This window comes from Rhizobium sp. R693 (genome assembly GCF_002211315.1).
Classification (GTDB): domain Bacteria; phylum Pseudomonadota; class Alphaproteobacteria; order Rhizobiales; family Rhizobiaceae; genus Rhizobium.
In genome coordinates this window covers 23,899-46,396 of record NZ_LOKY01000021.1, presented here as the reverse complement: position 1 = coordinate 46,396, position 22,498 = coordinate 23,899, and the positions used below count along the sequence as shown (strand labels likewise).

General features: G+C 58.8%; 25 protein-coding genes and 1 riboswitch. Of the genes, 13 read left to right on the top strand and 12 right to left on the bottom strand.

Translation table 11 applies throughout. The features are described from left to right. The coding region (locus ATY79_RS17460) for a transposase (protein ID WP_141105737.1) at positions 1-314 on the top strand (314 nt) is incomplete at its 5' end. 330 nt (positions 315-644) lie between these two features. On the opposite strand, the gene ATY79_RS17455 is transcribed toward ATY79_RS17460, so the two are convergent. Further along, on the bottom strand, positions 645-1,151 hold the full coding sequence (locus ATY79_RS17455) for a hypothetical protein (protein ID WP_189637147.1): 507 nt from the start codon (positions 1,149-1,151) through the stop codon (positions 645-647). A gap of 646 nt (positions 1,152-1,797) precedes the next feature. Between ATY79_RS17455 and ATY79_RS17450 the strand changes: the two genes are divergently transcribed. Beyond that, positions 1,798-2,094 carry a hypothetical protein gene (locus tag ATY79_RS17450; RefSeq protein ID WP_245312397.1) on the top strand — a complete coding sequence of 99 codons (297 nt, stop codon included), beginning with the start codon at positions 1,798-1,800 and terminating at the stop codon, positions 2,092-2,094. A 104-nt stretch (positions 2,095-2,198) separates the two neighbouring features. Here ATY79_RS17450 and ATY79_RS17445 read toward each other — a convergent pair whose 3' ends face one another. Together ATY79_RS17445 and ATY79_RS17440 are read right to left on the bottom strand one after the other, a co-directional pair. Continuing rightward, positions 2,199-2,477, bottom strand: a complete 279-nt coding sequence (locus tag ATY79_RS17445; RefSeq protein ID WP_088692904.1) for a hypothetical protein — start codon at positions 2,475-2,477, stop codon at positions 2,199-2,201. Between the two features lie 348 nt (positions 2,478-2,825). After that, positions 2,826-3,140, bottom strand: a complete 315-nt coding sequence (locus ATY79_RS17440; RefSeq protein ID WP_245306840.1) for a DUF982 domain-containing protein — start codon at positions 3,138-3,140, stop codon at positions 2,826-2,828. A gap of 684 nt (positions 3,141-3,824) precedes the next feature. Here ATY79_RS17440 and ATY79_RS30925 point away from each other — a divergent pair. From ATY79_RS30925 to ATY79_RS17415, 3 genes are all read left to right on the top strand, one after another. Continuing rightward, positions 3,825-4,259 (top strand): hypothetical protein, encoded by a 435-nt coding sequence (locus ATY79_RS30925; protein WP_189637146.1) that lies wholly within the window; start codon positions 3,825-3,827, stop codon positions 4,257-4,259. A gap of 65 nt (positions 4,260-4,324) precedes the next feature. Next, positions 4,325-5,029: a hypothetical protein gene (locus ATY79_RS17425; protein ID WP_088692860.1), complete on the top strand. Its 705-nt coding sequence runs from the start codon at positions 4,325-4,327 to the stop codon at positions 5,027-5,029. Between the two features lie 1,085 nt (positions 5,030-6,114). After that, complete coding sequence (locus ATY79_RS17415; protein ID WP_088692858.1) at positions 6,115-6,852, top strand: membrane-anchored protein; 738 nt, start codon at positions 6,115-6,117, stop codon at positions 6,850-6,852. Positions 6,853-6,857: 5 nt separating this feature from the next. On the opposite strand, the gene ATY79_RS17410 is transcribed toward ATY79_RS17415, so the two are convergent. After that, positions 6,858-7,304, bottom strand: a complete 447-nt coding sequence (locus ATY79_RS17410) for an acyltransferase (protein WP_088704511.1) — start codon at positions 7,302-7,304, stop codon at positions 6,858-6,860. Positions 7,305-7,985: 681 nt separating this feature from the next. Here ATY79_RS17410 and ATY79_RS17405 point away from each other — a divergent pair. Continuing rightward, the gene (locus ATY79_RS17405; protein ID WP_007802691.1) at positions 7,986-8,246 is read left to right on the top strand and encodes a hypothetical protein; all 261 of its coding nucleotides are present in this window, start codon (positions 7,986-7,988) and stop codon (positions 8,244-8,246) included. Positions 8,247-8,310: 64 nt separating this feature from the next. Here ATY79_RS17405 and ATY79_RS17400 read toward each other — a convergent pair whose 3' ends face one another. Further along, positions 8,311-8,898, bottom strand: coding sequence for a transglutaminase-like cysteine peptidase (locus ATY79_RS17400; RefSeq protein WP_088692902.1), 588 nt, complete (start codon positions 8,896-8,898; stop codon positions 8,311-8,313). A gap of 201 nt (positions 8,899-9,099) precedes the next feature. On the opposite strand from ATY79_RS17400, the gene ATY79_RS30920 reads away from it, so the two are divergent. Next, positions 9,100-10,278, top strand: a complete 1,179-nt coding sequence (locus tag ATY79_RS30920; RefSeq protein WP_189638040.1) for a hypothetical protein — start codon at positions 9,100-9,102, stop codon at positions 10,276-10,278. Between the two features lie 96 nt (positions 10,279-10,374). Here the strand turns inward: ATY79_RS30920 and ATY79_RS17385 are convergent, their stop codons facing one another. From ATY79_RS17385 to ATY79_RS17375, 3 genes are all read right to left on the bottom strand, one after another. After that, positions 10,375-10,998, bottom strand: coding sequence for an outer membrane protein (locus ATY79_RS17385; protein ID WP_088704509.1), 624 nt, complete (start codon positions 10,996-10,998; stop codon positions 10,375-10,377). Between the two features lie 212 nt (positions 10,999-11,210). After that, positions 11,211-12,776, bottom strand: a complete 1,566-nt coding sequence (locus tag ATY79_RS17380) for an EAL domain-containing protein (protein WP_088704508.1) — start codon at positions 12,774-12,776, stop codon at positions 11,211-11,213. A gap of 364 nt (positions 12,777-13,140) precedes the next feature. Then, complete coding sequence (locus ATY79_RS17375) at positions 13,141-13,704, bottom strand: histidine phosphatase family protein (RefSeq protein ID WP_088692855.1); 564 nt, start codon at positions 13,702-13,704, stop codon at positions 13,141-13,143. Positions 13,705-13,747: 43 nt separating this feature from the next. Then, positions 13,748-13,899: riboswitch (cobalamin riboswitch) on the top strand. 28 nt (positions 13,900-13,927) lie between these two features. On the opposite strand from ATY79_RS17375, the gene ATY79_RS17370 reads away from it, so the two are divergent. The 3 genes from ATY79_RS17370 to ATY79_RS17360 are packed head-to-tail and all read left to right on the top strand — an operon-like array spanning position 13,928 to position 15,550. Continuing rightward, entirely contained in the window at positions 13,928-14,137 is a 210-nt protein-coding gene (locus tag ATY79_RS17370; RefSeq protein WP_088692854.1) for a CbtB domain-containing protein, read from the top strand. A 14-nt stretch (positions 14,138-14,151) separates the two neighbouring features. After that, on the top strand, positions 14,152-14,895 hold the full coding sequence (locus ATY79_RS17365; protein ID WP_088692853.1) for a CbtA family protein: 744 nt from the start codon (positions 14,152-14,154) through the stop codon (positions 14,893-14,895). 43 nt (positions 14,896-14,938) lie between these two features. After that, positions 14,939-15,550 (top strand): hypothetical protein, encoded by a 612-nt coding sequence (locus ATY79_RS17360; RefSeq protein ID WP_088692852.1) that lies wholly within the window; start codon positions 14,939-14,941, stop codon positions 15,548-15,550. Here ATY79_RS17360 and ATY79_RS17355 read toward each other — a convergent pair. From ATY79_RS17355 to ATY79_RS17345, 3 genes are all read right to left on the bottom strand, one after another. Continuing rightward, positions 15,547-16,236, bottom strand: a complete 690-nt coding sequence (locus ATY79_RS17355; RefSeq protein WP_088692851.1) for a helix-turn-helix transcriptional regulator — start codon at positions 16,234-16,236, stop codon at positions 15,547-15,549. The genes ATY79_RS17360 and ATY79_RS17355 overlap by 4 nt on opposite strands. 276 nt (positions 16,237-16,512) lie before the next feature. Then, positions 16,513-17,175, bottom strand: coding sequence for a sulfite oxidase-like oxidoreductase (locus tag ATY79_RS17350; protein ID WP_088692850.1), 663 nt, complete (start codon positions 17,173-17,175; stop codon positions 16,513-16,515). Between the two features lie 111 nt (positions 17,176-17,286). Next, the gene (locus ATY79_RS17345) at positions 17,287-17,937 is read right to left on the bottom strand and encodes a glutathione S-transferase family protein (protein ID WP_088692849.1); all 651 of its coding nucleotides are present in this window, start codon (positions 17,935-17,937) and stop codon (positions 17,287-17,289) included. Positions 17,938-18,112: 175 nt separating this feature from the next. Here ATY79_RS17345 and ATY79_RS17340 point away from each other — a divergent pair, with 175 nt between their 5' ends. Then, positions 18,113-19,084: a DMT family transporter gene (locus ATY79_RS17340; protein ID WP_088692848.1), complete on the top strand. Its 972-nt coding sequence runs from the start codon at positions 18,113-18,115 to the stop codon at positions 19,082-19,084. A gap of 60 nt (positions 19,085-19,144) precedes the next feature. Here the strand turns inward: ATY79_RS17340 and ATY79_RS17335 are convergent, their stop codons facing one another. After that, positions 19,145-19,960, bottom strand: a complete 816-nt coding sequence (locus ATY79_RS17335; RefSeq protein ID WP_088692847.1) for a LuxR C-terminal-related transcriptional regulator — start codon at positions 19,958-19,960, stop codon at positions 19,145-19,147. 193 nt (positions 19,961-20,153) lie between these two features. Between ATY79_RS17335 and ATY79_RS17330 the strand changes: the two genes are divergently transcribed. Both ATY79_RS17330 and ATY79_RS17325 read left to right on the top strand, forming a co-directional pair. Next, positions 20,154-21,254: an ABC transporter ATP-binding protein gene (locus ATY79_RS17330; protein WP_088692846.1), complete on the top strand. Its 1,101-nt coding sequence runs from the start codon at positions 20,154-20,156 to the stop codon at positions 21,252-21,254. 23 nt (positions 21,255-21,277) lie between these two features. Continuing rightward, positions 21,278-22,441 carry a spermidine/putrescine ABC transporter substrate-binding protein gene (locus tag ATY79_RS17325; RefSeq protein WP_088692845.1) on the top strand — a complete coding sequence of 388 codons (1,164 nt, stop codon included), beginning with the start codon at positions 21,278-21,280 and terminating at the stop codon, positions 22,439-22,441. Positions 22,442-22,498: the final 57 nt, after the last annotated feature.

Genomic DNA, 22,498 nt, shown 5'->3' with positions numbered 1-22,498 from the left:
AAAGCTCAACCGGCGAACGGGTTAAGCGTGGTAGGATCACCAAGGCGGGCAACCAAAGGGCGCGTCGGGTCCTCATCGAAGGGGCCTGGACATATCGCTTCCCGGCCCGTGTAAGCTCGAGGATCCAGGCGCGGTCGCAGGACCTACCAAAGACCGTTCGCCAGATCGCCTGGAAAGGTCAAGTGAGGCTTTGCACTCGCTATCGTAAGCTGATGGCAGCAGGCAAACCGAAGGTCGTCGCGGTCACCGCCATTGCTCGGGAAATGGCAGCCTTCTTATGGGCGATCGGGCAGGAGGTCGCTCCCACAGTATAGATCTAGAGACAATCGTCGGCGCAATGCCCGACAAGCCAGTCAAGAAGCAAACATTTGCTGTTGAACAAAGATGGGGACAGGACTCCGGTGAGGAACCCTCGTCGTACCTATGTGGCGGATTAATCTATGCCCGATCTTAGACCGAGGCAGCCTCAGACGAACAAACGGAAATGCGGTACCCAACCCGCGCATAAGAGTATGCCAGCCGTCGTCGAAATGCCCTGTCTCCTACCTTGTTCACCAGCTTTACGCATGTGATTCCGTTGTCAAAGCCGGAAAGGCAAATTCATGACTCAGGAGCTTGCAAACGAACATAAGAGGTACGATCTGTTACCTATGTCTCAGGTCGGGCACAGCCGACAATTCCGGTCCGGCGATTCCAGATAGCCATCCCTTGATTTCGTACTGATATTGTTCGCCAGCTTTGCGCGGGTAGACGACCACAGCGGAAACGACCTCCCTGAACGCCTTCGCCATTGCAAGGCTTGGCTCCGCGCCTCGCACCCTCAGGATTTCCGCAAGGCTCTCCAAATCTTCCCTGAACTTCTCGACCGCCTTTGGCTTGATCTCGATGATGTTCGTTGGCGGTTCCTCCGCCTCAAGATCTGCCTTCAACCGGCTGCGTTCGGATTTGAGCCCAGGCAGAATTGCCAGAACGTCGTCTTCGTCGATCGTTCCTTTTGCCACCTGTTCTAGCACGCGCGCAATCTGTCCCTGCACGTCCGCCAGCGCGGTTTCCTTCGCACCCCGGCTGTTGCGGCGTTCCATGGCAATTCGCTTGCTCTCGGCCTTGTATTCCTCGACATAGGCGTCGATGACGGCGGTATCGGCAAACATCCCGCGTAGGCGCTCGATTACGTCTCGCTCGATCTTCTCTACATAATATCGGCCATTATTATCACAGCTGCCGGATTCCTTATGCGTGCTGCAAACGACACGTGGTCCCGATCGATCGGCGCCGACGATTGATAAGCCATCTTACCTTGGCGTCCATCGGGGTTAGACACCCTTTTTGGACAAACTGGGCCAGACGGACATTCGGATTGTACTTAGGACAAGGTGAAACAACCTTGAACCCCATCGATTGAAGGCCCGCTCTATACCAGCCGCATCACTGCCGGCGGGAAACAGTGCCTGCAAGCGCCTTGTAAACTCGGGTGTAAAGGCCTGTTTCTTCCCTTCGGGAGGTCCGCATCCGTCACTGAACATGTCCCCTTCGTAGACAGCCCTCAAATCGCGCAGCAACGGAGGCAGGTGGCGATCGCATCCCCAGCATCCCGATAGCATGACGCAGATGCTGATCAGCGCGGCAAAGCGTGTCGTCATGGACCTTACCGCTCCCTGGGAACATGCTGTGCCTCCACTCTCCATTGGTGCAGCGTGACAGGGGGTGCACGCGAGAGTCAAGCTGTCTTGGGGTCGCCTAAACGGTGTAATAGACACAAACACCGGTCCCCTTCATGCTCCGATGCAGGGGGATGACATGGCGTACATCGATCTTGGAGCTCTGGTTAGTCGGGAATCCGTTCTTAGCCTTGTGGTGGGCGTACTGGTAGGGTTACTGGCGTACCATGTAATTTCGAAACTGATGGCCGCTCGCCAAGGATCCGATGCAGCCAAATCAGACATCGAGCGACGCTTCCGAAGCGTTTTCGCCATCATGGATGAAGGGCGCCGCCAGTCATTGATCCGCTACCATATGGAAAAATACGAGTGCGGTCGTGAGGACGCCATGCGCCGGGCAGTCGAGGAGCGTGAGCGCGATTCCAACAGGTGGTAGCTCAGGCTTCAGCGTCGTGCGTCCACCCTCCCGGCCGGGATACCGTCTTACGCGCCGTTCGCTCGCTATCTGGAAGGCAAGAAGTTTGCAGTTCTCCGAAATAGCTATCGGAGAGGTCGACCTTGAATGGAGGCGCGTGTGCGCTCGAAGCTTGGTGGAGAGATTGACGAAAGCACTGAGCCAAAATGCTTTTCCAGTTCCTTGGCGAGGTCGTCCGCCGAGGTCATCCCGCCTTGCAAACGTTCGACAAGCAGTTTCGCCGCGACATTGTATCGTTCAGGATGCTTAATGCTACTGGCTGAAGAATATCCAGCCGCATCCAACACGCCTTGCAACATGAGGAGGTCTTTAGACTTCAAGACCGCGTGTAATTCGGAAGACATCTCGGTCCTCCTTCGCATTTGGGGCAGGGCCTTCAGCCCTAAGGCAGCAGCGCCCGTATCATAGGCTGCTGGCCGGTGGACCATGCACGACCTGCCCTCCGCGCGCAATCGAATTCATGCAAGTTTTATTTTTATTCGAGATTGTTAACAAAACTAAAGATTGAGGTTGCGGTCAGGGCAAGAAGCGTCTATATCGGCCCCATCGGCATCGCTGATGAGCGCTGGAAAACGTCTGCCGCTCGCAAATGTCGAAATTGCTTTCCGCTTTTGACCACGGATGTACTGGCACTGGTGTGAATGGCGATGTGAGGAAGGTCGGTGCGGTTCGCCCCGGCCTTTTTTTACGCTTCAGCGCCGCTTCTTCGGCCTCTCTCGCCTTGGGGGAGGCTCGAACAGTTCCGGATTCCCGTTAACGGGGATGCCAGCATCTTTGGCCGCCATGATGAAGGCTGCCCGTGCCGCCTCTGCATTGGTCTGCGTTTCCAATGCTCTCAGGCAAGCCTCAAGGGCTCCCCGCCACGCGTCTCCCTGCTGCTCCTCCGGCCATCGCTGCGTCAGAATCTCGGCCATGCCCTCGACGGTGGTCACCACGCGATAGACACCGGGGCGAACGTCGATCGCTATCCCGAGCGCTCTGATCAGCATGTCTGTAGGTGCCGGCACGGCACGCTACTCCTCCACGCTCCCGAACATCATCTCTCCGCCCTTCGCACCGCACGTCTGACACTTTAGCCGAGGTTGGATTTCGTCGATATAGGCGTGCCGCAAGCTTGGTGGCAGACTGCCACGATCGAACCGGCGTTCCGCTCCGCAGGCATGGCACTTGGCCACGATGTCCACGTGGTGCGGGACGTAGTGAATGCAGCCGGGGTTCCAATTTGAATTGATGAATCGCATGAGCGTCTCCTCGTAAGGATCGACCGCCGCATGTCGATGGTTTGGAAATCTGCCCCCGCCCGGGCATCATGACAGATGGCGATGTTCGCAAGCCGCGTCAACCGGCGTGGCTTCCTTGCAGTTCGAAAATCACGACCCGCCTGGTCGCGACCAAGCGCTTCGATGGCCGCAGCGGTGGCCGGCTGAATCATACTGCCAGTCGTACTGGCAATTCCCTCTGTAGTAGGATGGTGGGGCGTAATAATTGCCGCCCCCGCAGTTGCCGTTTGCGCAGACGGCTACAGCCGTTCCGACGAGTGCAACGGCCACCAGCGCCGCAGCTGCTTGCTTCTGCTGCAGAACCATCTGCTGACATTCAGGAATACTGAGGCCTCGCCTATTTAGCTCGGTTACGAGCTGCTGCTGGAACAGTGGGTCTTGTGTTTCGAGCACCGTCTTGCAGAGTGCGCCTTGCTGACCGCGGATGGTTTCTTGTTGAATTCAGCTTGTGTCGTAGTGCAGCTCGCCAGCGCGAGCGAAATCGCTGCGGCGTTGATGCGCCGAGCCCAAACAGTCATTTTCACAGTAGACCCCTTAATTGCCCGGGGCGAGCATCGCAGAAATTTCTGCTACGTCAAATTGCATGTTGGTACATCGTTAACACAGCCTTCGGGTGTGATTGCACTCGAAGCTTATCCACTGCCTGCGCCAAAACAGTGCGGCTACCTGTGGACCTTAGCGATTGCGAAACGCTACCCCGCAAGTCGCATATCTTTCGGCCGTTACCTCTCCGAAGCTCCTCTCATCACGAGGGAGAACCATGCAGGACAATATCAGACCGATTGCGCCAATCAGTGTTGCCGGCTTAACGCCAAAATCACCGGAAACTGGGATGCCTATCTGTGAGGTGGTCGATCCAACGACACTCCATGTCGACCCGGCCTATCAACGAAACGTTGGTGAGAAGGGGGATGCGCCAAATCCGGAGAATAATCGAGGGGTTCGATTGGGCGAAGTTTAAGCCGCCGATCTGCGCGTACGCCGAGTGCGACGGAAAAACGATACTGAAGGTACTAGATGGCCAGCACACGGCGATAGCCGCTGCGTCAAATCCACACGTGCGCATGATCCCGGTGATGATCGTCGAGGCGGATGACACTGTTGCCCAAGCGAAGGCGTTCATAGGTCAGAACATCGACCGCGTTGGTGTAACCACTCTTCAGCTGCACCAGGCGGCGTTGGCCGCAGCCGACGAGGATGCGCAAACCTTGGAATTGGTTTGCTCTCGGGCGAACGTCAAAGTTCTGAAGACGACGAACGCATACACGGGTACCGGCACACGACAGACGATAGCCATCAAGCAGGTAGAAGCGCTCATCAACAGACGCGGCCCGATCGTTGCTCGCGAAATCCCTGAGGTGCTTGCCAACGCGGAACGCGGGCCGCTGACAGCACCTCAGATCAAGGCTGTCGAACTGCTGATGACCGATCCCGAGTATTGCGACAAAATCACTCCGGAAGACGTGACCGATTCCATAGTCGATCTGTTGTTTACAGCGGAGGACGAGGCCAAGCTATTCGCGGCTACCCATAAGGTTCAGTTCTGGAGGGCGTTGGCGATTACGTGGTTCAGGAAGTGCAAGAAGCCTCGGCAGCCCGTAGTGCGAGCCGCTTAGCGATTGCGTGACGGCGAGGCGCCCCGGTCGACGGGGCGTTGACTCCCGTTTCCGACGACGGCGTTCGCTGGCTCAGGAGCACATTTCCGCCTTGTCTTCAGATAATTAGCGATAGTTCGTTTCAACGCAATTTGCCATGTTCCTAAGCTGATCTCGGTCCGTTCACCCTGTCGGCTGTCGTGACCACAACGGACCTCCGCTACCACTCGTCTCTTTGTCCTCACCGAAGACATAAGTAACAGTTTGCCTCTAAGACATGGTGACAAGCTCGTGCCGTACGGGTTGTCGATGGTTTGAAGGTCCTCTGCTCCAAATCGATATAGTGAACTGCCGCCGCCGATCGTTAGTGCAACCGGACGCAAATTCTCGGAATTTTGACACGGACTTTGGCCGGTCCCGTAAACTGGGGCCCGAGACCCACGCCAAGTTGCTCGAAGAAGGTGTACGCTTTACCTTCGAGGCGCAGCCCTAGGGAGATACGCTCACTCCGCTACTCGCCACTGATGTTAAAGGCATCAGGCGCTAAGGCATTGGCAAGCGCGATTGATAGGCTCTCACGTGTCCGGAAACCGGCTTCGATCAGGTCAAGTGCCGTGACGATTACCGCCCGAGCGCACTCGCTTTCCGGGTCTATTTGGTTTGCTTGGCACCAGGCTTGGATGACGGACGTGAGGACTTCAACTTCTCCATTCTCCAATGTGAACGTAGGGAATTGCATGGTGGCGTTCCCTCGTAACGCCAAGAGCGCGTGGACGCTCTTGGTCGGACCGTCCCGTGCATCGGGTCCAACAGCACATTGTACGACTGATTCCCAAGACGGTCATTGAAAAAGCCCGCTCCGACCCGAGCACGTGGTGAAATAGCGATATTCGCCAGCGGCGTCTATGGAAACGCTGTGGCTACGTTTGTGAGGCGCTCCTTGCGCAATAGCCAACCCGCCATTACACTCGCAACGAGTGCAAGACGGCGGCTGCACGCTCAGGCTGGGCCCAGTGCTTGTTCTTGCTACGGCATTGTATTTCGCGATCGTGATCATCGTTGAGTTTTACAGACCGGGAAAAGCGCCAGGGAGGGGACAGCAGGGCATGTCGTACTTCGAAGAGCTGATACGCGCTAAGCGTTATTGGAATCGCTGGTTAAGATATCGCTTGGCTGCTCCGCGCGTTCCGAAGTTGGACGGCCTCTTTCTCGGAAAAACCGTCGTTGTTGCCGGCTCTGCGCCCTTTTCCACGAAGCCACAAGGCTGGAACGATTCGTTTCGCGTATTGACGATAAACGCCTCCCAGGTGGCGGCCCAGGGTTGGTTGCCCCAAGCGCCCGACGTGACATTGATGCAGTTCAATCAGATTGAAGGGCTCAATCCGGCCGCGGTCGAAGTTCGTAAAGTGCTCGAGCATAAGAAAACAGGACTGCTTTGCGTTCTCAATTGGCGGCACGAGCTCGAACGGCTGGTAAGAGGACTTCATGCCTTCGACTATCGCTATGACGAATTGAGGCTGATCAGCCGTCATGAGCGCATCGCCCTGATGCATAAGATGACAGGGAGACTGAACCTGGAATTGGAGGGCGAGGCGAAATGGTCCAATGGCGTCGTTGGCGCGGCCCTGGCACTCGCCAGCGGCGCGGCGAATGTGATTCTCACCGGCATCGATCCGCTCTCGAAGGGGCACCAATACAATTCGCTCAACCTTTTTCGCATGCATCAGGAAACCGATCTGCAAGCGCTTCAGATATTCAGTGAGCAAAGGCTTCCGATCTTCACGGCCGACCCGCATGTCGCTCAGTCGACGAAGCTGGCACTTTGGCCTCCTCGGGGGACCTAAGGACTTCAACGTCCGCGAAGTCTGATCAGCCGAGCCGGCGCGCCGACATAGATGCCGTCTGGAACCGTGGTTCCCCTGACGACGCTATTGGCTCCGATCACACAACCGCGACCAATATGGGCGCCGGCCAATATCTTTGCACCGGCGCCGATCCAGACGTCATCCTCGATCACGACCGGTGCTTTCCGTAGCGGCTGATCCTTTATGGGGGTCACCGGATCATCGAAGCCGTGCTCGAAAGAAACAATAGCGCACTGAGCTGCGATCCGTACGCCGTTTCCAATGCGGATGCCCCCGTGGCCGAGCAGGACCGTAAAGTCGTTGAGCGAAACATTGTTGCCGATCTCGACGCGTCCGCTCTGGGCATCAATCACGACGCCGTAGCGCATCGAGACACGGTCGCCAATCGCTATTGTTCCTCTCCGCCACCTGACGCGCGGCCAATAAAGCATTTTGGGTTTCGCTCCGATCGTGAGGCGCCCGCCGCAGAAAATCGCGTAGAATTTGACGAGTTTGCCAAGGTTCACTGCTTATACCGTCACGAACTGAGGATTGATCGCGAGCGGCTTGTCGAGCCGCCTTGGGGTGTACGCGACATCCGGCCAGTTCTTGAGCCAAGGGGCGTCGTTGATGTGACGCCCTTCACTGGGTAGGCGATGTCTTCGCGGGAATCCCACCCGATACAGACCGAACGTTCCGCCACCAATCTTCTCCCTTGAATTAGCCGCTGCTGAAGGTGGACGACGAGTATTTGCAAAGTCAAGATCGAGCCAAGCCGGAATCGATGGCGCCTGCATCAAGGGAAGCTAAAACCTCGGTTCACAAGCGGTCGACGGGTTGCCTGGATATTGCGGAGTCTTAGCACGACCGCCAGGCCACCCGCATCCTTTGGGAGGAGGATGCTAAGAGGTTGCGCATGGCCTCACGTAGAAGCGACACGGCGCAGCGTGATCCCGGAGATGCGTTGAACGGGCTTCGCTACCAGTCAAATGACACATTTTCTTCTGTGGAACTTCTCATAAACTTCGGCTTCGGGTCTTTCTCTGTTGCTTACGCTATGCACGATAGTGGCCTGCAAGCGTGTCATCGTTGCCGCGTACACTGCTCGTCGAAATCACGGATCGGATTTGAGAATGGCGAAGAAGCCGAAGCTGGAGCATTCCGACCTCGCTGGTGAATTTACCGATGATGGCGTGACGGTACTCGTCGATATCTTCCGCCCGGCCGGCACGAATGGTGACTGGAAAATGGAAGTGGTGACTCAGCACGAGGACCTCATCGAATGGGAGGAGCCTTTTGCTACTGATCGCGAGGCGTTTGACGAGTTTCTGGCGACGGTCGCTCGCGAAGGGATCAGAACTTTTCTGGAAGAAGAGGACCCGTCGGTCCATTAGGCCTTGCTTCGTCGCGTGAAGGCGCGTGTCCGACAGGACAAATGATGAGTTGCGACCGGTGCTCTCACGTTCCGGAAAATTGGCCCGCCCTCGGGCCGGCCAGCGTTACTTGCCAGGCACTCCTATTTTTAAAGTTCTGGCTCGCCAAGAAAGTATATCCTGTGCTTTCCCAAGGTTTTACTTTTCCTGCCAGATTGTCAAGGACATAGTCGCCGGACCTCAGCCGCGCCAGCAGGACGACATGGTTGTTGCCGCCGCGGTCGATGACGACGGAAAGCGCCAATTTGTTCGACGCAAAGCCGGCGCCGAGCAGCGTTTTCAGTTTCAGCAGAGCATAATCTTCGCAGTCGCCTTTGTTGTTAACGGGTAGCGACCAGTACTCGGATTTTCCTGATGTCTGTGCGTCCGTCGCTGGTGCGACGCCGGCGTTGACCTGCCGATTCACCTTTTGAAGCAAAGGCATAGCCTCTTCATCGGTCATCTCGTGACCGCCGCCGCCATGGCAAAGCCAGGCATAGCGCGCGCATGCCGAGGGAAAGCCAATCGGCGCTCCGATCGAGCGTGATGCGCGAAGGGTGGACCCTGCATAGCTCTCACCAGCAAATGCTGTGAAAACAAGTGTGAACGCTGCGAAAGCTGCCAAGGCCCGCATCGAAAACATCCTTTCGGCTGAGTATTGGACGGTTAATTATACACTTTTAAGCTGTTGCGCTTAATTAGAATTTTATATTTTAAAGGTTAACCATATACTAACGTTCTATGCTCGGTTTTCGAAAGTTATTCTTCTTTTTACTTTATTAGCGCTGTATAAATCTCGACGTTAACGCTCTGTTAACTGTGGGAGTGAGTAACTATGCGTAAAGAATTGCTGATAATTTCTGCCGGCATGGTGTTTCTTCTTGCGGGAACAAGCCTTGCCAGCGCACAGAGCCAACGGGTCAATTGTCGGACGGTAAAGCCAGGCACAATCGAAGCAAGATTATGCGGCCCGGTTGCGTCCATCAAAGTCAATAAGTTCGCCGATCCGGATCACCACAGCGACCAATTCGCGAGCGGCACGCGCGCAGCACGCAACTCCTCAGGCGGAGGGGGAAGCGGTTCTGGCAGTGGCAGCAACAACGGCACGACCAGCAGTACAGGCAATAGCAGCAGCCGCGGAGACGGCAGCAACCAGGGTGGCGGCAACCAGGGTGGGAGCAACCAGGGTGGCGGCAACCAGGGTGGCGGTACCGAAGGCGGCGGCAATCAGGGTGGCGGTAACGAAGGCGGCGGCAACCAGGGTGGCGGTAACGAAGGCGGCGGCAACCAGGGTGGCGGTACCGAAGGCGGCGGCAACCAGGGTGGCGGTAACGAAGGTGGCGGCAACCAGGGTGGCGGTACCGAAGGCGGCGGCAACCAGGGTGGCGGTAACGAAGGTGGCGGCAACCACGGCGGCGGCAACCACGGTGGTGGCAACCACGGCGGCGGCGGCAACCACGGTGGTGGCAACCACGGCGGTGGCGGCAACCAGGGCGGCGGCAACCACGGTGGTGGCAACCACGGCGGTGGCAACCACGGTGGTGGCAACCACGGCGGCGGCAACCAGGGCGGCGGCAACCAGGGTGGCGGCAACCAGGGCGGCGGCAACCAGGGTGGCGGCAACCAGGGCGGCGGCAATCAGGGTGGCGGCAACCAGGGTGGCGGCAATCAGGGTGGCGGCAACCAGGGCGGCGGCAATCAGGGTGGCGGCAACCAGGGTGGCGGCAATCAGGGTGGCGGCAGCCAGGGTGGCGGCAATCAGGGTGGCGGCAATCAGGGTGGCGGCAATGAGGGTGGCGGCAATCAGGGTGGCGGCAACCAGGGTGGCGGCAATGAGGGTGGCGGCAACGAGGGCGGCGGCAACCAGGGCGGCGGCAACCAGGGTGGCGGCAACCAGGGTGGCGGCAACGAGGGCGGCGGCAATCAGGGTGGTGGCAACGAGGGCGGCGGCAACCAGGGCGGCGGCAACGAGAGTGGCGGCAACCAGGGCGGCGGCCACGGCGGAAACCACTAAGGCTCTCACACGGCGACCAGCATCAGGTCAGAGAAGCAAAGCCCGGGCGTCTGTCCGGGCTTGGTCATTTCATGCAGGCCACTCGGTCGAGCAGTCTCAGAATTTGAAACCAACGCCAACGGTGACGACGTTCTGATTGAAGTCGGTATCCACGCCGAGCAAGTCCTTGCTGCCGTAGTCGTTGTAGCGATATTCGACCCGCCCGAAAATGTTGTCGGTGAAGGCATAGTCCAGGCCGGCTCCAACGGTCCAGCCCGAGAACGTGGCGTCGTCGTCGCCGATAGGGGTGTTCACATGGCCCCTCGCGCCGGTCCAGCCGGCCGCTCCATAGAATAGCGCGTGATCGAGGGCGTAGCCGACGCGGGCGCGGACCGAGCCTGTCGTGTCGAACTTGTATTCATTGCTACCGACGGTTTCCTCGTTCCAATTGTAGGAAACGTCGCCTTCGACGCCGAGCACGATATTGTTATCGAGCCGCCAGTTGTATCCGGTGAAGCCGCTGATGAGGCCGCCATTGAGGTTTGCGTCGCCGATGCCGGAGAAGTCACCATTTCCCCAGGCGCTGCCACCTTGCAGGCCGATATAAAAGCCGTTCCAAGTGAAAACCGGTGCCGCTTGTGCAACCGGGGCTGCCGGCGGCTCGCCCACAAGATCAGCGGCCAACGCCGCCCCTGCAAGACCAATAAAGGCCGCCGAGGCAGCAAGGATACGAGAATACATGATAAATCCCTCTCCTATGATAGGGGTCCACTCGGTTTGCGCGCCGATCGGGCCAGGCCCGATCGATGATCGCGGCCCATGCGGGGGCAGACAGACTTTCAGTGTAAGTGTCCGCCCACAGGACCAACGAGCTAACGTTGCCTCGTCAGAAAGGGTTCCATCACGAATTTCTGACGCGTGGAGGTGCCGGCAGAGTTGCGTTTTCGCGGCGCTTATGCGCTGGCCAACACTTCGTCGCGATCGAGGATAAAGGAGCGCGTCTCTTCGGCAGGCATCGCCTTGCCGAACAGGTAGCCCTGTCCGACATCGCAGCCGAGCCGAAGCAGGTGGCCGAGTTGGCGGTGCTCTTCGATACCTTCGGCTGTGGTCTGTATGTTGAGGCTGCGGCCAAGACCAAGCATGGCGCGGATGATTTTTTCCTGGCGCTCATCATCGCGGCAAGTCGCGATGAAGCTCTTGTCGATCTTGATCTTGTCAAAACGATAGCGAGCGAGCTGGGCGAGACTGGAATAGCCCGTGCCGAAATCGTCTAGAGCGATCTGGACGCCGGCATCGTGGAGTTCATCCAGAATGATCGCGGCAATTGCCGGATCCTGGATCAGTGCATTTTCGGTGATCTCGATCTCCAGGCGGTGCGGCGGAAGGCCGTTCGCCGAGAGCACCTTGAAGATGCGCGAGGCCAACAGCTTGTCCTCCATCTGCACCGGAGAGACGTTGAAGGAGAGAGTAACGTGGTCGTCCCAGGCCAAGGCGTCCCTGCAGGCCTGCGCCAGAAGATCTTCAAAAAGTTCGGTGATCAGTCCGGTCTCTTCGGCAATCCCGATGAATACCGGCGGTGGAATGGCGATGCCTTCTTCGTCTGTCCAGCGGGCGAGCGCCTCGAAGCCGCAGACCGTACCGCTCTTGAGATCGATCAACGGCTGATAGAAGGGGCGGATGGCCTTCTGCTGAATTGCGACGCGCAGTTTGGACTCCAATGTTGCGCGCTTTGCGACTTTGTCCTGCATCGAGGCTTCGAACACCATGTGGTAGTTGGGGCCGCGTGATTTGGCCTCGTACATGGCGAGGTCGGCTCGGTGAGCCGCATCCTCAAGCGCTTCTCGACCCTGCTCCCAGCGATCGTAACCGACGCTTGCACCGACTTCGACGGCGAACCCGTTGATATGGATGGGCCGTGTTACGGCCTGAATGAGCAAACGCGCAAAGCGTTCCTCGTGCTTGGAGGAGAGGCCAAGGGCAACGACGACGAACTCGTCGCCGCCGAAACGATAGACGCAGTCCGCGTTTCCGATCGCGCAGATCCGCTTTGCCACTTCGACCAGAAGGGCGTCACCGCCATTGTGGCCTACAAGGTCATTGACCTTCTTGAAGCCATCGAGATCTATCGAGAAGATTGTAACGTTCTGCTCCCACTCGTCGCCTTCGAGGTCGGTCTTCGTCCTCCGGGGAAGGACTTTCCGCTCGAAAGCATAGCGGTTCGGAAGTTTGGTGAGGTGGTCGTGGGTTGCTGTCCAGTCGGCCTTGGTCTGGGCACTGGCCCGCAGTTCCATCTCCTTACGCAGGTCGACAATGCGCAGGATCGAATAGACGAAGCTCATCGCGCCACCGATGCCGAGCGCGAGGACTAGCTTGTCCGCGCCATAGTTCTCGTAAGCGCCGACGAAAGCGACGAGCCAGTTATCCAATTCCAGGATCGCGCCGAAGAGCCACAGCGTTACTCCCAACGCCATGACCAAAAGGCATTGCCTTCCGGCTCTGCTCTGGAAGAATACCGGCATGCTTCACCCATCTCCACCTGAGCGCCGGTGTATCATTGAAGTCTGAAGCGTTTGTTGAAACCAAAGGGCGAATTCTTGGTATCTGCGCCCGCCGAGAGCGGAGAGGCGGTTCGACAGGCGAGCGGTGCGGCCGCCCGCCTGTCGTTCTCAAAGCCGGATCATTAGGGATGCGCCGATGACGAGCAGAAGCAGGGTAACGGCGGCGGTCATACGTAGCAGGCGCGTGCGCCGCATCTGCGCGCCGCTCCAATCATAGGGCATGCTTGGTCCTCCCTGGGCAAGGAACACGGCCCGAACGTGTTGGGCCGGAAACCTATGGCATGGTTCGCTTGCGTAAGGCTGGCCTAAATTAACGCCCGGAAAATTAGGCGGCCGCGCCTTCGACGCGCAGCGACCACCTATTGCCATTGCTGGTCATGTGAACGATGGCCAGCGGTTCGATATCGGCGATCCAGAAGGAGGATACCGGCGCCTGCAGAGTGTTGATGATCGCTGCCCTGATGACCGCGGCATGAGTGATGGCGACGATATGGCCACCGGCCTGCAGGCGCTGGTGCATCCAGGCGTTTACACGCATGCAAACGGCGGCGATTGCCTCACCACCGTGCGGTGCTTCCTCCGGCCGCGCCATCCAGGCGGCAAGATTTTCCGGTTCGGCTTGCTGGATCTCGGCAATCGAGCGTCCCGACCAGCGGCCAAAATCGCAATCGGCGAGCGCCTCGGAGAATTCCGGTTGCAGGCCAAGTGCATCGGCCGTCTGCCGCGCGCGCAATGTCGGGCTGGCGAAGACGCTGTCGACGCGCCCGAGGCGGGGGGCGATTGCCTGAGTGGCAAGGATTGCCTTCTCGTTCAGCGGCTCGTCTTGCGGGAACCGCGCTTCGCGGTTGGCGGCAGTCGAACCATGGCAGATCCAAGTGAGGCGCGTCATCACGTTGGTTGTCTCCGGATAACGGGGAAGGTGGCCTGTCGCTGCATGAAGTCTCGTTGACAGGTTCGAAGCCGCAGATATAACGGTTATGTTGTGGGTTTGGAAACCGGTGAAATTCCGGTGCGGTCGCGCCACTGTGATCAGGATGAGGATACCTCGGACTGGAAGTCAGACCCTGCCACGCAATAATTCTCGACTGAACGCGTCATTCCAGGAGGAATTCATGTCTGACACCACTTTCGCGCCCGTCGCCGCACCTGCTCCGATTCCCGTTGCCGAGCTTTTGCCTTGGGCGATCTTTGGCGGTTTGCTGATGCTCATCGCCATCTATTTCGTCGGCACCGAAGAGGGCGCAATGGCGCTTTTCAACAGTATGTACGTGCACGAGTTCGTGCATGACGGCCGGCACCTCCTCGGCTTCCCCTGCCACTAAGGGGAGTTCCGGACATGGTTGGAAGTCTTTTGCTTCGCGGAATGCTCGCGGGGCTGATTGCTGGCGTCCTCGTTTTCGCGTTTGCCCATACCTTCGGCGAGCCGCTCGTCGACCGAGCGATCGCGTTTGAGGAAGCGGCGGCCCAAGCGGCGGGTGAAACCAGCGAGCCTGAAATCGTCAGCCGTGCCACGCAAGCGGGCCTTGGCCTCCTGACTGGTGTGATCGCCTACAGCGTTGCCGTCGGCGGCTTGTTTGCCCTCGTCTTCGCTTTTGTCCAGGGACGCTTCAGCAATCTTGGCGTCCGCGGGACCTCTGCCGTCATCGCCATTGCGGCCTTTGTCGCCGTGGTTGTCGTGCCCAACATCAAATATCCGGCCAATCCGCCGGCAGTCGGCAATCCCGACACGATCGGCGTCAGGACTGAACTGTTCTTTCTGATGATCGTCGTATCGATCGCTGCGCTTGTTGCGGCAATTGCGCTTGCCCGCCGCCTGACCCCGCAGTTCGGCGTCTGGAATGCAGCAATCGCAGCGGGTCTTGCCTACGTCGTCTTCATCGGCCTCGTTCAGTATCTGCTGCCGCCGATCAACGAGGTGCCGGAGAACTATTCCGCTGTGGTTCTCTGGCATTTCCGCACGACTTCGATCGGTATGCACGTGATCCTCTGGGGCGTTCTTGGCCTGGCCTTCGGTATTCTCGCAGAGCGCAAGCTCGGTGCCGCTCCAAAGCCACGTGCTCGCGCGCCGGCTTTTCATTGATTGGAGAGAAGGCTCCGGCGCAATCAGGAGCCTGTCCCCCGCGATGTCCAGCCGGCGTTCCATTTTCCTTGTCGCCATGATCGCGTTGCTGCCGCTTTGGCCCCTGGCAGCCGACGCACACCAGCGGAGTGGTAGCGGTCCCCATACCGGCATTGCGATCGCCGAAATCTCACACGGCGAAATGATCATGATCGCGGAGTATCGCGATCGGATCATCGATCTCGCGGCACGCGCCACGGATACGAACGAGCCGTTCCGACGCGTGCTGAACTATGCACAGATCCAGCACGCCTACTGCTTCTGGGGCAAAATGCCTGGCAGCGTAACGGATGAGGGGAGCCCGTTCAACGAGTGCTCGCATGCCTATCTCGCGGCAACAAAGGCCGTGCTGCTATCGATGCGGGGCATGGGCGGCGAGGCTGCCGAAGCCGAGGCGATCGTCTCGGCGATCGATGCCGGCATGGTTCTACGCGGCTTGGCGCTGATCACCTGCCAATTCAGTGGTGAGGCGTTCAATACTGCGGACATCGTTCACCCGGCTTGGCGGGACGTTCCGCTGCATCCTGCCAGCATGGCGACGTTGACGGCGCTCGCGGCGGCAATTCTGGCGCTCGTCTATTGCGGACGGTGCCTGGTTCGGCGGATCACGCCCTAGCTTTTCTCGACATCGCGGTCGAAGTGCGTTGCAACCAGCATGGCTGCAAGGTGGACGGTGTTCTTCGCACCGTAGCGCTCCTTCATGCGCTCCAGGCGGTGCTCGACCGTTCGGTGCGAAATGCCAAGATCGGCGGCGATCTCCTTGGCCGTCGCGCCTTCGGTCAAGAGCTGGATCACCGCTTCGTCAGTCGCATCCATGCGGGCCTGCTGCTGCGGTGGGTTGAACATGAAGCGGCCGTTCGAAATAGTCAGGAGCCAGGATGGCCGCCGGGCTGTTGTCTTTTGCGGGAGGACCAGTCGCTCGTATTCGAGGTTGACGCCAAGCACCCTCGTCTTGACCAGTTCCATCGATGGTTTCTGTGTGGCGATCACCTCGCGATAACGCGGGATGACGGCTGTTTCCATGTAGGTGCGATCCTTGAATTCGCCGATGCGCTGATCGGCGAAGAGCTTATTGATGTTCAGAAGGCGTGAACTGAAGCCGGACGGTCGCACGACTTTCAGTTGCCATTGTAGTGGATCCTCACCGTCCAGAACGACAAGTGTCATCCTCATCCTGATCGTCAGAAGGTCGATGACGTCACGATAAATGTTTTCCGGCGCGGCGGGCGTCTGCGATGTGGTATGCAACCATGCGTCCAGCAGCTTCTGCGTGACAGTATGAAATGAAGTGTCCTTGTTCATCAACCCATAGGCGATATCTGGAATCGTTGGGTCACAACAACCCAAAATGGGCGTCGGTTCAATAGGCGATCGTGCCAAAATCGGCGTAAGATATTAATTTGAAAAATATATCGCTTTTTGCATCTATTTTGAAGTGAATCCGCCGCAGTGAAATTTGCACGTTAAGCGGGCTTTTAGTCGGCTGTGGATGGTGACGGCAAGCTAGCTGGTGAAACTATAGCGGGCAGGTCGCCGTCGCGACACCGCCATCAGCCGCCGAAATAATCGCGACTGGTATCACTCCTCCGAGTATCGCTGCTCGCGCCAGGGATCGCCGTACATGTGATAACCGTTCTTTTCCCAGAAGCCCGCTGCATCGGCCGCCTGAAGCTCAATGCGCCGCAACCATTTCGCGCTTTTCCAGAAATAGAGATGCGGAACGACGAGCCGCATGGGACCGCCGTGATCGCGCGTCAGCGGCAATCCTTCCCAGGAAGTTGCAAGGATCGCATCCCCTGTAGCGAAATCGGAGAGCGGCAGGTTGGTCGTGTAGCCATCATAGCTTGTCAGCATGACGTAATGGGCTCCCGGTTTCGGCATGGCCTGATCGAGTAAGTCGCGGGTCGAAACACCTTTCCATTTGTTGTCGTAGCGCGACCACGTTGTTACGCAATGAATATCGGTGATTTTGGTACTCTGCTCGAGGGCCAGGAAGGCCGTCCAGGTAAGATCAAGCGGGGTTTCGACAAGCCCACGAACTTCCAGGCGCCAGGTGTCGGTGGAAATGATGGGCTGCTGGCCGAGATCGAGGACCGGCCAATTCTTGACGAGGTGTTGGCCAGGCGGCAAGCGCTCGGTTTCCGGGCCACTGATACGGCCAGTCAGGAATTTTCCTTCGGAGGCCCATCTGCGCTTCGACGTGGTAAGCTTGCTGTCTGTCGGGGTTTGATCGTCGCTCATCGATGGCCCTTTCGCGGTCGCGGCGATTAGGGCATTCGCCTTTGAGGACTGTCAAGCGTGACATTGGCTGGCAGGTGCCGCGAGGGGAGGCCGCCCCGAGCGCGCCTGTTCTCAGCCGGATGATGCCGCAGCGAAAACCGCCAACTGAGCGGCAAATGCACGCTTGTACGCCGGCCGTGCCTCGCCGCGCGCGACATAGGCGGAGAGATTCGGATAATCGTCGAGCATGCCCGATCCTTTCACCCTCAGCAGCACCGATACCATCTCGAGGTCACCAGCGCTGAATTCGCCGTCGAGCCAGTCGGCATCGCCAAGCCGGACGGCGAGTTCCTTTAGCCGCTTACGGATGCGTTCCTCGATCATCGACCGGCGCTGCTCGTACCAAGGTTGGTCGCCTTCCATGAATTTGGCGATTTCTCGATCGATCATCGGCTGCTCCATCGTGGTGAGCGCGGCGAATACCCATGTGATCGCGCGTGCCCGGGCATTCGGGTCCTCCGGCAGCAGGCCAGCATGGCGCTGCGCGATATGAAGCACGATTGCCCCCGATTCGAATATGGCGAGATCGCCTTCTTCATAGGTCGGAATCTGCCCGAAAGGCTGAAGCGCGAGGTGGGCGGGTTCCTTCATCGCTTTGAACGAAAGAAGCCGAACGTCGTAAGGCTGGCCCACTTCTTCCAGCGCCCAGCGAACGCGCATGTCGCGCGCCAGACCTCTGCCGCGATCGGGCGAGCGTTCAAAGGCGGTAATGGTAATCGTCATCGCTGCTCTCCATAGCTTGTCTGCCTTGAAGACGACTGGCTAAACGGGATTCCGACACTTCAGCTTGAGATAATCCTCGTCGTCAGTTTAGCCACCGCTGAAAGGATGCGTCCCCTCGTTCTCGCCGCAGCAGGCTCATCTGTGCAGCGCTTGGGAACTGTGGCATAACTAACCGATGGCGATACATGTCTTGGCAGTCCATCGCGAGACGGTCGGGACGGAACAGGCGGCGGGCGGTTCGCTTGCAAGCGCCTATTCCGTGGGCATTCTCTGCTGGCTGCTATCTGCCGGCGTCTATATCGCCGCGAAATGGGTTTCTTCGGAAATGCCGCCCTGGGCGCTCTGCTTTTGGCGCGTGCTGATCGCCTGGGCGATCCTTATGCCGATCGTGCACAAGCACTTTGGCGATATGGTCGCGCTTGTGCGGGCGCGCGCTCTTGAACTGCTTGTGATTGGCGGCATGGGGCTTGCGATCTGCCAGGGCCTGATTTTTGTCGGTCTCGAACATGCCGACGCCACCACTGCCGGCATCATCATTGCTCTGATCCCGATCATCACCATGATCCTTGCCCGGTTGTTCCTGGCCGAGCCGATGGGAAGCTGGCAGGTGATCGGATCGATCCTGGCCTTTCTCGGGATCGTCGTCATCATCATCAAGGGCAGCCCGGCCGCACTGATGCGTCTCGATCTCAATCCCGGCGAACTATGGATCGTCGCCGGTGCGTTTTGCTTTAGCCTCTATACCGTGCTGCTTCGTCGGGCGAAATTTGATGGGAACCGGCTTGCGCTTTTGGTCCTGCTTCTCGGTGCGGCGGTGCTGACGGCGCTGCCATTCTATCTCTTCGAGCTTGTTTCCGACGAACGGTCGACGCTCAACAGCAGTGGGCTCATCGCACTTGCCTATGTCGCCATCCCCGGCGGGGCGATCATGTATTACCTCTTCAATCGCAGTATCGAGGCTTTGGGCGCGGCCCGGGCAGGCGTCCTCCTCTACGTCCAGACGATCTTCATCGCGGTGCTCGCCTACTTCATCCTCGGCGAGCAATTGCAGCGATACCACCTCGAGGGTGCGGCGCTCATCGTCGCCGGCTTGCTGCTGATAATCCTGTTGAAGCCGAAGGCGAGGGCGGAACCCGTGAGGGCCTGAGGTCGTCGGCTGGAGACGGCACAACGCAGGTGATAGCGGCCCACAATTTCCGAACGCCTTTCACGAAAGATTCTTGAGATAGAGGGACAGCAGTTGCGTCTGCGAGGAGATGCCTAATTTGCGATAGACATTGCGCCGATGAACCTTAACGGTTCCCGTTGAGATACTGAGCTTCAGGCCGATCGACTCGGAGGAGTGGCCTTGGAGGACGAGATCGACAATCGCGGTTTCGCGGCTGGTGAGATTGAGATCGCGCCACACCGCTTCGGCAGGCTGCAGGGAGCTTTCACCAGCATCGCGTCTGCGACTACCGCGATTTCGAGAATGCAGTTGTGCGTCAAAACGGGCTCCTAGCCCAGCCCAGTAGTGGCGGACCATGTTGGCGATCAAGGGCTCGGCTTTCTTCAGCAAGGCAAATTCCGCAGGCGGGAAGGGGCCGGTCTTTTCCTTGCGCATGAGCGAAAGAACGATGGTGATATCGTCATCGGCCGTGACGAAGAAGCCGATTTCCTCAGCAAGGCCTGTCTGGACATAATAGGTCCGGTAGTACTCGCTGGAGAAGAACCGGTCGGGCGCCAGCTCACGCATGCGAAACACGCCGGCGCGCCGCTCGTTAGCGGTGTGGTAGAAGGGATCGAGCAGGTATGGGCCGGCTTGGTAGAGCGTTACGAAAATGATGTGCTCCTTCGGGTCGAAGGTGCTGTAGAGGTCGATCGGCCGATCTTTGCCACGATAGGCGAAGACGACGACGTAGTCGAAGCGCACTAGCGCCGCCATCATCTGCCGAAAGGTCTCGCCGAATTCCGCGTCGCCCATTGCCTGCCGGCCAACGGTGGCGTTGAAGGCTTGAAACAGCGCCTCCAAATCGGTGCTCATTGCCGGAACCTCCTGATCGCCTCGCGAGGAAATCTGCGCTCTCCGTGTATATACCTTCCACGAAGGCTTTATGGCTAAAATACCTCTCTCGGGGTATATACCGCGAGGGAAGGGCGCGCTTAGTCTTTCCGTAACGACGGTGGCAAAAGGCAGCGCTAGACTGCCCAATCCAAACCAACCGCAGGGAACAGACGTGGCATCCGCTTCGACGAACGATATCGAATTCCGTTCGGTCACCAAGAATTATGGCCCGGTGATCGCCGTAACGGACATCAACCTCAATGTGCCGAAGGGCGCATTCCTCGCGTTGCTTGGCCCCTCGGGCTGCGGCAAGACCACTTGCCTGCGCATGATCGGCGGTTTCGAGCAGCCAAGCGAAGGCACGGTGCTGATCGACGGGCGCGAGATGAACGGTGTACCGGCCTATCGGCGTCCGGTGAACATGGTCTTCCAGCATTATGCTTTGTTTCCGCATTTCGATGTCCGGCAGAACGTTGCCTATGGTCTGAAGCAAATGCGGCCCAAGCTTGCGGCAGCCGAAATCGATCGGCGGGTAGCAGAGGCGCTGGAAATGGTGCGGCTCGGCGGCTTCGCCAAGCGCCGCATCCATGAAATGTCCGGTGGGCAGCAGCAGCGCGTGGCGTTGGCGCGCGCAATCGTCAACCGCCCGTCGGTGCTGCTCCTGGACGAGCCGTTGGCTGCCCTCGACAAGAAGCTGCGCTCGGCCATGCAGATCGAATTGCAGACATTACAACGTGAACTCGGCATCACCTTTGTTCTGGTCACCCATGATCAGGAAGAAGCGCTCTCGATGGCGGATATTGTCTGCGTGATGAGCGCAGGGCGGATTCGGCAGCTGGGCTCGCCGCAGGAGGTCTATGACCGCCCCGCCGATCTGTTCGTTGCAGATTTCGTCGGCAAGACCAACCGGGTGAAGGCGACAATGGAAGCGGACGGCGCGACGCTGCGCCTTGCGGACGGTTCCGCAATCGCCGCGGGGGGCCGGACGCGTATTTCGACCGGTGAGGCAATCGTCGCGATCCGCCCGGAATCGATCCGCCTGACACGCACCCAGGCGCCTGATGTGGCGAACTTCAAGGGCACGGTAACCCACCGTATCTTCCTAGGCTCGTCGGCGGAATATGCCGTCACGGTACCTGGGCTCGGCGACTTTCTGGTGACCGCCGACCGCCGCAACATGAATGAAAGCGATCTGGTCGAGCCCGGCGAGGCCGTCTACCTCGGCTTTGATCCCAGTGCGGCCCATGTCTTCTCAGCATCAAGTGCAGCCTAAAATCAAAACAAGGGAACAGCATCGTGAGCAAAGACTATAAGGATAATCTTCCCATTTCTGCCGAAGGCTTCATGGACGAGTTCATGCGGCTCAAGCGTGGCTCTGTCAGCCGCCGCCACTTCCTCGGCATCACCGGCCTCGGTCTTGCGACCGCCGTGATGTCACGCTTCCCGGGTGCCTTGTCGACACCCGCCTATGCCGGCGAAGACCTCGGCACGCAGATGTCGATCGCGACCTGGCCGAACTACCATGATCCGGCGACATTCGAGAACTTCAAGGCGGCAACTGGCGTTGCCGTCGAAGTCAATGTGTTCGGTTCGAACGAGGAAATGCTAGCGAAGCTGCAGGCCGGCGCTTCCGGCTGGTCGCTCTTCGTGCCGACCAACTACACGATCTCGACCTACCACAAGCTCGGTCTGATTGACGAACTGGACCTTTCGAAGATTGCCAATTTCAGCCAGTCGACGGAGAGCCCACGTTTTACCAAGGAAGGCCAGATCGACGGCAAGACCTACGCCTTGCCGAAGAACTGGGGCACGACCGGATTCTCGGTCAACACCTCCAAGATCAAGTCGAAGCCTACGACCTGGAAGGATTTCTTCGAGATCGCTCAGACGGAGGCCGATGGTCGGGCGATGGTGCACGACTACCAGCTGACGACGATCGGCAGCGCGCTGGTGTCGCTGGGCTACGGCTTCAACTCGATCAAGCCGGAGGAACTGGCGAAGGCCGAGGAACTGCTGATCAAGGTGAAGCCGCATCTCTTCGCCATCAATTCCGACTATCAGCCGGCCATGCGTGCGACGGATGCCTGGATGACGATGTGCTGGACGAACGACGGTGCGCAGCTTAACCGCGATATGCCGGAGCTTGCCTACATCCTCGGGACGGACGGCGGCGAAATCTGGACCGACTACTATGCGATCCCGAAGGACGCTCCGAACAAGGCGGCCGGCTATGCTCTTCTTAACTACCTGATGGATCCCGCGAACGCGGTGAAGGAGCATATCGCCAACGGCGCGCCGACCACCGACAGCCGCGTCATTTCGTTGCTGCCGAAGGAGATCACCTCGAACAAGATCGTCTATCCGGATGAAGCATCGTTGACGCCGCTGGAGTTCGGCGCCGCTGTAACCCTGACCGATCCGGGTCGTGCCGAGCTGATGGCGCGGTTCAAGTCGGCGTGACCAGCCTGTCGTCATGCAATGCCTCTTCCCGGTTCCGGGAGGAGGCAAGCCTCCTCG